Below are 11432 nucleotides of genomic sequence, written 5' to 3'. Positions count from 1 at the left end.
ACGCGTTTTTTTCTGCATACAACCCCTTACAATCCCTGCAGCAGGCAGGCCAGCCGCTGGTTGATAATCTGCTGGTTAAATTCCGCTTCCACTTTTTCCCGCGCACGCTGCACGACCGGCCCCAGGCCAGAGGCGCTGGCGGTACTCAGCTCGCCGAGCTGGCGAGCCAGCGCGGCGGCGTCGTTCTCCGCCACCAGCCAACCGGACTCACCGGAATCGATAAGCTCCGGAATACCGCTGTGTCGGGTGGACACCACCGGGAGCCCCACCGCCATCGCCTCCATCAGCGCCACCGGGATCCCCTCCATGTCGCCATCAGCGCCGGTGATTGACGGCAGCAGAAATACGTCCGCCGTCTCCAGCATGGCTTTCACTTCGTGGCTCGGCCTGAATCCCGACATCTCGACCACATCATCCAGCTGGTACTGTTCGATAAGCGTGCGCAAGCGTCTCTCCCACGGCCCCAGCCCCAGAATGCGGTAGTGAAACCGTACGCCCTGCGCCTTCAGCAGACGACAGGCGTCGATCGCCACGTGCAGCCCCTTTTTCTCCGTCAGGCGCGCCACGGAGATGATCTGCAGCGTCTCGCCCGGCCCCCTCAACGGGCGCTGCGTGAAGCTGTCCATGTTGACCCCCATCCGGGAAACGGCCACTTTGCGCTCCGGGCACCCCATTGCGCGCAGCCGCGTCGCCCACAGGTTGCTGATCGGCAGCATCATGTCGCCACGGTGAAACAGTTGCTGATACTCCACGGTGTAGCGGCGCAGTACATCACGACTTGAGATGTCGATCCCGTGAAAAACGGTGGCGATTTTACCGCGGATCGCGCCCAGCTCGCGCAGTTTGGCCGCCGTCACCCCAGCCGGGCCGAAGTGGGCGATAAACACATCCGCCGTCAGCGGCGTCCTGGCGCTGGCGCAAATTGACGACAGGATCAGCTTGCGGGCCTCGTCGCCGTAGCGGCCGATGTTCAGCGCCCGCCAGGTGGCAAGGCGCCCGATGCCCTTGAGCGTAGCGAGCGCCCGCCGACGCAGCTTTGCCATTTTTCCGGCGGGCTCATCCTGCAACCAGCGCGTTTTCTCTGCCAGACCGTAACGGGTAAAGGCCTCATGGGTATGGGTCAAATCGCCTTTTTGCAGGGCGACAATCTCCACCTCATGACCCATCTCGATAAATGCCACAATCTGATTCAGTACGAAGGTTTCCGAGGCGAGGGGGAATTTCAGCAGAAAGAAACCGACCTTCATTTCCCCTCCCCGACCCGGCGCAGCACCGAGCTCACCATCCGCATACCGTTTTCTCGCTCGGCTTTCACCGCAACGCGCAGGCGGTCATTCATCACCGGCAGTTGTCCCAGCGCATCCGTCACCATCGCGTTCAGGCTGCCATCCAGCAGATGGCGAATATCAATCGCCATCTCCGGCATGCCGAGCTGCTGCATGATCCCGGCGGATTTGTGCTCATAGTTAATGGCGATGGCTGGCGTGCCGAAGTTCATTGAGATAATGGCCGAATGCAGTCGCGTGCCCACCGTCAGGCAGCAGGCGCCGAGGATTTTGCCCATCTCCAGATCGTTAAGTTCATCCATCACCACGTGATACTGCGACGGGTCGCTCACGTACTGACGCAAATTCAGCGCCACCATGCGGTCATCTTTGTTATAGCTGTCGATGCCGGTACAGGTTGACAGCGCAATCACCTGATAGCCAGCCGCGATAATGCGGTTCACCACGCCCGCGAACGCTTGCTCGTAGGCCTGCTGCGTTGTGCCCAGCCGCTTATCAAACGGCGCCAGCTCGCGCAGGGTGATCGCCACGCTTTTCTGCTTCGCTATCTGCTGTAGCCAGTGGTTCACCGCATAGCTGGCGATAAAATCACCGTCGTGATGGTCGACAAGCCAGGCCGTATCCACCCCCTGCTCCACCCGTTGGGTGGTGATGTCGCTGCGCTGCATCAGGTTCAGGCTCACCGATTCACGCAAAATCAGCGCCTCGCACTGGCCAAACACGTAGTTCGCCAGTTGATTAAACTGCGGCTCCTGGAACGGCCCGACGCTATGACCAATCATGTACAGCGGTTTTTTGGCCATAAACGCGCACAGGGCATGCTCGAACTGCGGCACGCCGTAAAGATCGACAAAGAACGAGCCGCCCACCTGGATAATGGCGTCATAGTGGCTGAGCAGGCGCACAAAATCGGTAAACCCTTGGGCGATGGCGATGTTGCGCAGCTTGCCGGTGTCGGTGACTCGTGATAACAACACCTGGTGCTGATAGCGGCGGCGCAGCACCTTCTTCACGCGCCCCATCACGCCTGCGGCGGTGTTGTGCTGCTTCATCTGCGCATACAGCGGGTCGCCCATCACCGGGCGGTTCAGCAGCCAGGAGGAGCTCACCGGATAGCGGCTCATCACGTCGACGTCGGCGTCCGGCTCAAGCGTATGAATGGCATCCAGCAGGCCGCGCAAAATGGCGCTGTCGCCGCGGTTTCCGCAGGTATGGTTGCCAAGAATCAATAATTTCATAATGACCTCTTAAAGGGGTTCTGCATGCACTGGGCGGCGGTTAGCCTGCCCGCAATAACGTTTTCATCTTCTCGCTGCGGCACAGCTGGCGCTTCATCTCCACCACCAGCGGGTGGCGCGACAGCACTATCATCAGCGCGAACGCCAGCGCGCCGGCGGCAATCTGCGCTGCCAGCAGCTCGCTGAGCGGCAGATGGCCTTGTAGCGCCATCCCCAGCGCCTGGCTGACGACCAGCGTCGGCAACGACAGGTAAAACGGCAGCCACAGGCTCAGAATGTAGTCACGGTAGCTGGCGCCGAGTACCGGCTTTATCATCACGAAGTAGCTCAGGATGGTGTTGATGACCTGCACCAACAGGAAGCCGAGGGTCACGCCGAGCGCCCCGGCTTGGTGGCCGCCGACGATAATCGCCGGAATGAACAGGCAGGTTTTGAAGACGTTGAATTTGAAGCTGATATCGACGCGGGCTTTCGCCATCAGCAGTGAGCCAATCGGGTTGCCGACGGAGCGCAGCAGCCCGACCACGCACAGCAGTTGCAATACAGGAACGATGCTGCGCCATTTTTCGCCAAACACCAGCGGCACCACGTTATCGCTCACCACCATCAGCCCAAGCAGCACCGGGAAATTGATGATGCCGACGACCGACAGCAGCTTATAAAAATTCACCCGCAGCTTCTGCGTATCGTCCTGAATACGGGCAAACGCCGGAAACAGCACGCGGGTGATAATCGGGTTGAGTTTCATAGGCGGCACCACCGCCACGTTATAGGCCAGGTTATAGCCCCCGGCGACGCTGGCGCCGAGGATCCGCGCCAGCACCAGCGTAGACAGGTTGGTGTTCACGTAGTTAATGAGGCTGTCCGCCGTCAGCCACGCGCCAAAGCGCAGGTTCGAGGAGACCGATCGCAGCGAAAAGGTGAAACCCGGGCGATAAATTTTGCGGCCGCACCAGCCGAACAGCAGCGTGCGTACGGCGCTGTTGACCAGATAACCCAGAATCGCCGTCATCGCCACTGGCCAAAAATGGGCGCTGACCACGGTGAAGGTAAACCCCGCCAGTACCGCAGCGGTTTCAATCAGGCCAATTTTGTTGAATTCGAGCTCTTTTTGCATCAGCGCGCGAAACTGCTGGCCGTGGGGGATAACCACAAAGGCGAAGGCGAGCGCACGCATCAGCGGCGCCAGATCCGGGTTATGCAGCAGCGCCGCGATCGCATCGCTCAGTAAAAACACCCCCGCGAACACCGCCACGCCCAACCCCACGTTCAGCCAGTAGAGCGTGGTCAGCGCCTGCTGGCTTATCGCTTTACGCTGGATAATCGAGTTGGCAATGCCAAAGTCGGACAGCGTATCCGCCAGCGCGATAATCACCAGCGAGACGGTCAGCAGACCGAACTGGTGATTGTCGATGATGCGGGCCAGCACCGTCATTTGCACCAGCCCCAGGCTGATGATGGTAAGCGTCGCCAGGGCGGACCACTTGGCGCCGCTGATGGTTTTTTCTCTCAGGCTCATGCTGTGTCCTCAGTACGCCGCTTTGTTGACAAAGCCTTTGAAAACCGTCAGGAAAACAATGCGGATATCGAACCACAGGCTCCACTCGCGGATGTACTCCAGGTCAAACTCGACGCGTTTTTCCATTTTTTCCAGCGTGTCGGTTTCACCGCGCCAGCCGTTGATCTGCGCCCAGCCGGTAATGCCCGGCTTCACCTTATGGCGCAGCATGTAGCCCTCGATCAGCTGCCGGTACTGCTCGTTATGCGCCACCGCGTGCGGACGCGGCCCGACGATAGACATGCCGCCGGTCAGCACGTTGATAAACTGCGGCAGTTCGTCAAGAGAAGTACGTCGCAGGAAACTGCCGACCCGGGTAACGCGCGGGTCGTTTTGCGTCGCCTGCGTCACCACCTTGTCGTTCTCCATAACCCGCATCGAGCGAAACTTCCACACCATGATCGGTTTACCGTCCATGCCGTAGCGGGTCTGGCGGAAAATAACCGGCCCGGGCGACGTGAGCTTGACCGCAAGCGAGATGCAGGCCAGCACCGGCGAGATAAGCATCAGGATAAGCGACGACAGCACGATATCTTCGAGGCGCTTGATCACGCGGTTGATCCCCGACAGCGGCGTGTCATACAGCGGCACCACCGGTACGCCGTTCACCTCCTCAATGCGGGAATGGAGAATGTTGAAGGTGAAGACATCCGGGATAAGAATGACCGAACAGGTGGTATCCGCCAGCTCGCGCACCAGCATCCGGATGCAGGCTTCATCCTGCATCGACAGCGCGATATACACGTTATGGATTTTCCCCGCCCGGGCGTCATCGATAAGCTGCTGAAAATCCCCCACCGCCTTTGCGCCCGGGGCGTCGTGATAGACGCCCACCACCTCATAGCCTAACCACGGCTGGTTGCGAAAGCTCTCCAGCAGCACTCTTCCTGCGGGCAAGCCCCCGGCAACAGCGACGCGGCGGGTGTTGTAGCCGCGGTTACGCAACCAACCGGCAGCGACACGGATAAAAATGCGGCATCCCACCATCCCGCAAGTGCTGAGGCCATACCAGGCGAGCCACCGCGCCGCGCTGTTGTTGAAATCGTCGTTAAACGCCAGCAGCCCGGCGCTGAAAATCAGCGCCAGCGTCCAGTTTTGTAGCAGCAAAAGCAGTTCGGTATTAATGCGCACACCGCGCCAGGAGCGGTAAAAATCCGTCATTCCGCCAATCATCTGAAAGACCACCAGCGTCAGCAGGGCCATCAGCAGATGCAGGTACACAAACGGCAACTCAGCGCCCTTGCAGACCACCCACAGCCCACCGAACATAATGGTAATGTCGGAAAATCGCTGCACCATTGAGATTAACGATGCATTCGTTTTGGCTCGTTCGCGCTTTGTTAGCGTCGTCATCGTTGTTCCTGTTTTATTTCACGCCCCGTCCCCTGCCCCAAAAGAGTCAGGGGACGGTCGGTCGGGTTAACGCGTTAGCAGCGCCAGGATGTCCTGGGTTCGGGCTTCCATCAGCGGTACATCGCCACGCGACTCGACGTTCAGGCGCACCACCGGTTCGGTGTTGGAAGCGCGAAGATTAAAGCGCCAGTCGGCCCAGGACAGGCTGATGCCGTCGGTATGGTCAATGTCGAGCGCATGCGGCGCAAAGTGCTGTTCCACGCGGGCAATCGCCAGCGCCGGATCCGCCAGCGTGCTGTTGATTTCGCCGCTGGCCGGAAATGCCGCCATCCGGTCGCGCACCAGCTCGCCGAGGGTCTTCCCCTTCAGGCACAGCAGCTCCGCCACCAGCAGCCAGGGGATCATGCCGCTGTCGCAGTAGGCAAAATCACGGAAATAGTGATGCGCGCTCATTTCCCCGCCGTAGACAGCATCTTCCTCGCGCATCCGTTCCTTAATAAAGGCGTGTCCGGTCTTTGACATCACCGGCGTGCCGCCCGCGCGCAGCACCACATCGACGGTATTCCAGGACAAACGCGGGTCGTGAATAATGCGCTCGCCGGGCTGTTTTTCGAGAAAGGCCTCGGCCAGCAGGCCGACGATGTAATATCCCTCGATAAACTGTCCGGTTTCGTCAAACAGGAAGCAGCGGTCAAAATCGCCGTCAAAAGCGATGCCCATATCGGCGCCGTGTTCGATGACCGCGTTGCGGGTATCGTCGCGACGCTCCGGCAGCAGCGGGTTGGGAATACCGTTCGGGAAGGTGCCGTCCGGCATGTTGTGCACCTTCACGAGGCTCACCGGCACGTTGTGCGCCTTAAAGCGCGCTTCCAGCGCGTCCACCACCGGACCGGCGGCGCCGTTACCGGCGTTAATCACCAGTTTCAGCGGCTTCAGGTTGCTGAGGCTGATATAGCCCAACAGATGGTCGATATAGGCGTCGCGCAGTGTGAGCGTCCGGTAGCTGCCGCGCGCCGCCTTATCCACTGGCGGGAAGTTATTGATTTGCGCCAGGCGCTGAATATCCCGCAGCCCGCTATCGCCGCTTATCGGCCGCGCGCCCTTACGCACCAGCTTCATGCCGTTGTAATCCATCGGATTGTGGCTGGCCGTCACTTCGATACCGCCGTCCACACCGAGGTGGAAGGTGGCGAAGTAGATCTCCTCGGTGCCGCACATGCCGAGATCCAGCACATCGACGCCGCCGTCGCGCAGCCCGTCCGCCAGCGCCCTCTTCAGCGCGTCGCTGGTCAGACGCACGTCGCCGCCCAGCACTACAGTTTTCGGCTTCAGCAAGGCGGCGTACGCGCGCCCGATGCGCCAGGCAATGTCTTCATTGAGCTCATCCCCGAGCCTGCCGCGGATGTCATAGGCTTTAAAACAGGTTAATTTTTCCACGTTTTCCCCTTCTTCAGGCAGCAGTCGGCCCTGACCTGCTGCCGAGGCCATGTTTGGTGTTTTTTTAATCAGAAACTAAAGACGGCCGTAACGGTCCGCAAAACGCACAACGTCGTCGTCTTCGAGATACGACCCGGAACGGACTTCGATCAGGTCGAGCGGGATTTTGCCGGGGTTCTCCAGGCAGTGCGTCGCGCCAAGCGGAATGTAAATCGACGCATTCTCCCCCAGCAGCTTCACCTCATCATTGATGGTGACTTTGGCGGTACCGGCAACCACGATCCAGTGCTCAGCGCGGTGGTGGTGCATCTGCAGCGAAAGCCCTTCCCCTGGCTTCACGGTGATGCGTTTGACCTGGTAGCGTTCGCCGGAATCGATAGAGTCATATTTCCCCCACGGCCGGTACACCTCGCGGTGAATGTGATGTTCATGGCGGCCATCGGCTTTGATGCGCTCCACCACTTTTTTGACATCCTGTACCGCGTGCCGGTCGGCAATCAGCACCGCATCTTTGGTCTGCACCACTACAAGGTCTTTCACCCCCACGGTGGTCACCAGCCCCGATTCGGCGTACACATAGCTGTTCTCGCTTTTGTGGCTGATGACATCCCCGTGGTGCACGTTGCCTTCCGCCGTATGGTTGCTGATTTCCCACAGCGACGACCACGAGCCGACATCGCTCCAGCCCGCGTCCATCGGTACCATCACCGCATCGGCGGTGCGCTCCATCACCGCGTAGTCCACCGACTCCTCCGGGCAGGCGAGAAACGCCGCCTCGTCCACGCGGATAAAATCCAGATCCGGATCGACCACGCTCATCGCCTGCTGGCAGGCGGAATAAATATCCGGGCGGAATTTGTTCAGTTCCTCCAGATAGCGACCCGCGCTAAACAGGAACATCCCGCTGTTCCAGTAGTATTCGCCGCTGGAGACATAGGCCTGCGCCGCTTCCAGATTCGGTTTTTCGACAAACTGCGCCACCTCAAAGGCCAGCGCGTCGTTTGCCCCGGGGCTCGCCTGACCGCGGCGAATATAACCATAGCCAGTCTCCGGCAGATCCGGCACGATGCCGAAGGTCACCAGCTTGCCGCTTTCGGCGAACGGTATCGCCTCACGCACCGCACGGCGAAAGGCTTCCTCATCCTGAATGACGTGATCCGCCGCCAGCACCAGCATCAGCGGGTCGCCATCCGGGCTGTGGCGCTTCGCCGCCAGCGCCGCCAGCGCGATAGCCGGGGCGGTGTTGCGCCCGGCGGGTTCGAGGATGATGTTCTCGGTCAACTTATTCAGTTTGCGCAGCTGTTCGGCGACGATAAACCGGTGCTGCTCGTTGCAGATAACCACCGGGCTTTCGCACTCCACGCCGTTGAGGCGGTTCACCGTCGCCTGCAGCATGGTCAGATCGCCCTTCAGGCACAAAAACTGTTTGGGATAAAGCACCCGGGACAGCGGCCACAAACGGCTGCCGGAGCCTCCGGCCATCACTACCGGAAATAATTGCGATTGACGCATGTTCTAACCCCGAATATCAGCAAGAAATTGTTTCAGCACGCTCTCTTTTTCGAGCGTGCTTTGGGCATACTCGCGCGCCAGCCGGTTCTCGCGCGGCATGGCAAGCGCGGCATCAATACCCGTAACCAGCGCCGGGACCGACTCCGGCTCAACACAGACCGCGATGCCCGGGCGGGCGGCGCAAAGCTGGCTAAGCTCGGTCTGCGGTTCGGCGGTGATCACTGCGTTGCCGCCGACGGCGAGGATATTGGTCAGCTTCGAGGGCAGCACGGCATCCGCCGCGCCGCGCTTCTGGATAACCAGGTGGCAGTCGCCCATTTTCAGCAGCGCGGGCAGCACGTCATACGGTTGCAGCGGGAAAAACAGCACGTTGTCTCCCCCCCGCTCGCTGACCATCTTCTCAAGACGCGCCTTACCACCGCCCTGACCCACAATCACAAACAGCCACGGCTGATGCTGCAGCCGCGCGGCGGCCTCGACGACGTTCTCCAGCCCCTGCTTTTCCCCGATATTGCCCGAGTAGAGAATGATTTTTTTCTCTTCGGGCAACCCCAGCCGGGCGCGCAGCACCGCGACCTGGGTGGCGCTGACCTCGCGAAAGCGGGCCACTTCAGACCAGTTGGGGAAGAAAATCAGCTTCTCCGCCGCCACCCCTTTTTCCTGCGCCTTGTTCATCATTGAGCGCGAAATGGTGGAGACGTTGTCGACGTTGTGCAGCCCGCTGCGCTCAAACGCCGAGGCCAGCTTCGCAAGCGTGCCGCCCTTGCCTGACCCCGCCATGCCGAGCCCCAGCATGGCGTCCACCTCGTAGTCCTGGATATGCAGCAGGGTGCGGGCACCGGAGAGTTTCGCCAGCAGGCGCATCCCCGGTGTGCAAAACAGGGTTGGCACCACGCCGATAATGCGATCCGGCCTCCAGCGACGCTGGGCCATCAGCGGGAAAAAGCTGCTCAGCGCAAAACTGCCTAAGTGGATCAGCCGTTTGAGCGTCGACGGCTGTTTCGGCACGTACAGCGGGCAGCGCCAGACGGTCACCTCCCCGTCCTCCCGGCGGTAACGCCAGGCGCTGTAGCGCGCGCCCACTTCCCATTCCGGGTAGTACGGCGGTGCGGTGATCACCCGCACCTCATGGCCTTCACGCGCCAGCCACTCGACCATCTCGCCGGTATACTTGCCGATGCCGGTCAGCTCAGGCGCGTAGTTGATGCCGTAGACCAGGATCTTCATAGGCCCGGCGCCTCCGCGCGTTTTTCCGCCAGGAAGTAGGCGCGGCTGTTATCGTGCACATGATCCATCGCCAGCAGCGCCTGCGGCGTGAGCCAGCAATAGTCGTTGTGCTGCGCGTCCGGCAGCGCCAGCGTCTGTTGGTTCACCCGCAGGCGAAACCCCAGCACTACGTAGTGGGTGGAGAAAGCGCTGCCGGAAAAGTTATCATCATAAAAGTGCTGCCAGACGCCGTCGAAGCAGGCGGCTGACATCGGCAGACGCAGGCCAAGCTCGATTTCCGTCAGGCGGGCAAAGGCCGCTGAGAGCGGTTCGTCTTTCTGAACTCGCCCGCCCGGCACGAACCAGTAGCCCTGCGCCGGACGGTTGTTACGTTTTCCGAGCAGAAATTCGCCCTCTTCGTTCTCCACGATCAGATCCATTGAGATGAGCGGGGTGGAACGAACCGCAGCGGCAAAATCCTCTGGCGTCAGAAACATGGTTACCCCCGGAAACGGTGCTGATTTTCAAGGAACCACTGGTAGCTGCTGGCAAGCCCGGCTTCGAGCGTCACCTCGTGATACCAACCGAACTGGTGCAGGCGCGACACATCCAGCAGCTTACGTGGCGTACCGTCGGGTTTTGAGGCGTCAAACACCACCCGGCCCTTAAAGCCCACCACCTTCGCAATGGTCTGCGCCAGTTCGCGAATGGTGCAGTCCACCCCGGTACCGACGTTAATATGCGACAGCATCGGCTGGGTATTGCTCTGAAACACCTCTCGGTCAAGCTCCATCACGTGAATACTTGCCATCGCCATATCGTCGACATGAAGAAACTCGCGCATCGGCGTGCCGCTGCCCCACACCACCACGTCGGCGGCATTATTCTGCGCCGCCTCGTGAAAGCGGCGCAGCAGCGCCGGGATCACATGCGAGTTGCTTGGATGGAAATTGTCGTGCGGGCCGTACAGGTTGGTCGGCATCACCGAACGGTAATCGCGGCCGTACTGGCGGTTATAGGACTCGCACAGCTTGATACCGGCGATTTTGGCGATGGCGTACGGCTCATTGGTGGGTTCCAGAGAGCCCTGCAGCAGCTCGCTCTCCGCCATTGGTTGTTTCGCCAGCTTCGGATAGATGCACGACGAGCCGAGAAACAGCAGCTTATTCACGTTGTTCATATGCGCCGCGTGAATGATGTTGCACTCGACGGCCATGTTCTCGAAGATGAAGTCCGCCGGGTAAGTATTGTTAGCGACAATCCCCCCCACTTTGGCCGCCGCCAGATACACCTGGTCAAGACGCTGTTCGGCAAAAAACGCATTCACCGCGCTGGCGTCGAGCAGGTTGAGCTGCTCGCGGCTACGCAAGACCAACTCAACGTTATCGCGTTGTTCAAGCTGGCGGACGATGGCCGAGCCCACCATGCCCCGGTGGCCCGCCACAAAAATACGTTGTCTGGTCATGAATTAAGACTCCAGCGCGATGGCCACCTCGTAGCCGTGGGATTTGAGCAGAGCGTGTTTCTTCGCCGCTTCGAGGTCTTTTGCCACCATTTCGCTGACCATTTCCTGTAACGTGATTTCCGGCTTCCAGCCCAGCTTTTCGTGCGCTTTGTTCGGGTCGCCAAGCAGCGTTTCCACTTCCGCCGGGCGGAAAAAGCGCGGGTCGACCGCCACCATCACATCCCCTGGTTTCACCCCCGGCGCGTCATGGCCGGTCACCGAGACCACAATGCCTTTCTCATCCACGCCCTGGCCTTCAAAACGCAGCTTGATGCCCAGCTGCGCCGCCGCCATCCCGACAAACTGGCGCACGGAGTACTGCACGCCGGTGGCGATCA

The 11432-nt window shown here is 60.3% G+C and carries 10 protein-coding genes; all 10 read right to left on the bottom strand.

Annotation, left to right across the window (positions count from 1 at the left end):
* Positions 1-26: 26 nt before the first annotated feature.
* Positions 27-1247, bottom strand: a complete 1221-nt coding sequence (wcaL, locus tag JO226_RS01315; protein WP_293481705.1) for a colanic acid biosynthesis glycosyltransferase WcaL — start codon at positions 1245-1247, stop codon at positions 27-29.
* Positions 1244-2524: a colanic acid biosynthesis pyruvyl transferase WcaK gene (gene wcaK, locus JO226_RS01310; protein ID WP_293481703.1), complete on the bottom strand. Its 1281-nt coding sequence runs from the start codon at positions 2522-2524 to the stop codon at positions 1244-1246. Before wcaK ends, wcaL begins: the two co-directional genes overlap by 4 nt.
* A 40-nt stretch (positions 2525-2564) precedes the next feature.
* Positions 2565-4043: an MOP flippase family protein gene (locus JO226_RS01305; RefSeq protein WP_293481701.1), complete on the bottom strand. Its 1479-nt coding sequence runs from the start codon at positions 4041-4043 to the stop codon at positions 2565-2567.
* Between the two features lie 9 nt (positions 4044-4052).
* Positions 4053-5435, bottom strand: coding sequence for an undecaprenyl-phosphate glucose phosphotransferase (gene wcaJ / locus JO226_RS01300; protein WP_293481699.1), 1383 nt, complete (start codon positions 5433-5435; stop codon positions 4053-4055).
* A gap of 66 nt (positions 5436-5501) precedes the next feature.
* Positions 5502-6872 (bottom strand): phosphomannomutase CpsG, encoded by a 1371-nt coding sequence (gene cpsG, locus JO226_RS01295; protein WP_293481697.1) that lies wholly within the window; start codon positions 6870-6872, stop codon positions 5502-5504.
* A gap of 75 nt (positions 6873-6947) precedes the next feature.
* Positions 6948-8384, bottom strand: a complete 1437-nt coding sequence (gene cpsB / locus JO226_RS01290) for a mannose-1-phosphate guanyltransferase (protein ID WP_293481695.1) — start codon at positions 8382-8384, stop codon at positions 6948-6950.
* 3 nt (positions 8385-8387) lie between these two features.
* Positions 8388-9611, bottom strand: coding sequence for a colanic acid biosynthesis fucosyltransferase WcaI (wcaI, locus tag JO226_RS01285; protein ID WP_293481693.1), 1224 nt, complete (start codon positions 9609-9611; stop codon positions 8388-8390).
* Positions 9608-10087, bottom strand: coding sequence for a GDP-mannose mannosyl hydrolase (locus tag JO226_RS01280; protein WP_293481691.1), 480 nt, complete (start codon positions 10085-10087; stop codon positions 9608-9610). Before JO226_RS01280 ends, wcaI begins: the two co-directional genes overlap by 4 nt.
* Before the next feature lie 2 nt (positions 10088-10089).
* Entirely contained in the window at positions 10090-11055 is a 966-nt protein-coding gene (locus JO226_RS01275; protein WP_293481689.1) for a GDP-L-fucose synthase, read from the bottom strand.
* 3 nt (positions 11056-11058) lie between these two features.
* A partial coding sequence (locus tag JO226_RS01270) for a GDP-mannose 4,6-dehydratase (protein WP_293481687.1) occupies positions 11059-11432 on the bottom strand: 374 nt, incomplete at its 5' end.

This window comes from Pluralibacter sp., assembly GCF_019237635.1.
GTDB lineage: Bacteria > Pseudomonadota > Gammaproteobacteria > Enterobacterales > Enterobacteriaceae > Enterobacter_B.
The sequence above is the reverse complement of the archived record's forward strand: the minus strand, read 5'-3'. Positions and strand labels throughout refer to the sequence as shown.

Coding starts and splice junctions, on each gene's coding strand:
- JO226_RS01305 (WP_293481701.1), bottom strand. CDS start 4,043: ATGAGCCTGAGAGAAAAAACCATCAGCGGCGCCAAGTGGTCCGCCCTG.
- JO226_RS01275 (WP_293481689.1), bottom strand. CDS start 11,055: ATGACCAGACAACGTATTTTTGTGGCGGGCCACCGGGGCATGGTGGGC.
- wcaK (WP_293481703.1), bottom strand. CDS start 2,524: ATGAAATTATTGATTCTTGGCAACCATACCTGCGGAAACCGCGGCGAC.
- wcaI (WP_293481693.1), bottom strand. CDS start 9,611: ATGAAGATCCTGGTCTACGGCATCAACTACGCGCCTGAGCTGACCGGC.
- JO226_RS01280 (WP_293481691.1), bottom strand. CDS start 10,087: ATGTTTCTGACGCCAGAGGATTTTGCCGCTGCGGTTCGTTCCACCCCG.
- wcaL (WP_293481705.1), bottom strand. CDS start 1,247: ATGAAGGTCGGTTTCTTTCTGCTGAAATTCCCCCTCGCCTCGGAAACC.
- wcaJ (WP_293481699.1), bottom strand. CDS start 5,435: ATGACGACGCTAACAAAGCGCGAACGAGCCAAAACGAATGCATCGTTA.
- cpsB (WP_293481695.1), bottom strand. CDS start 8,384: ATGCGTCAATCGCAATTATTTCCGGTAGTGATGGCCGGAGGCTCCGGC.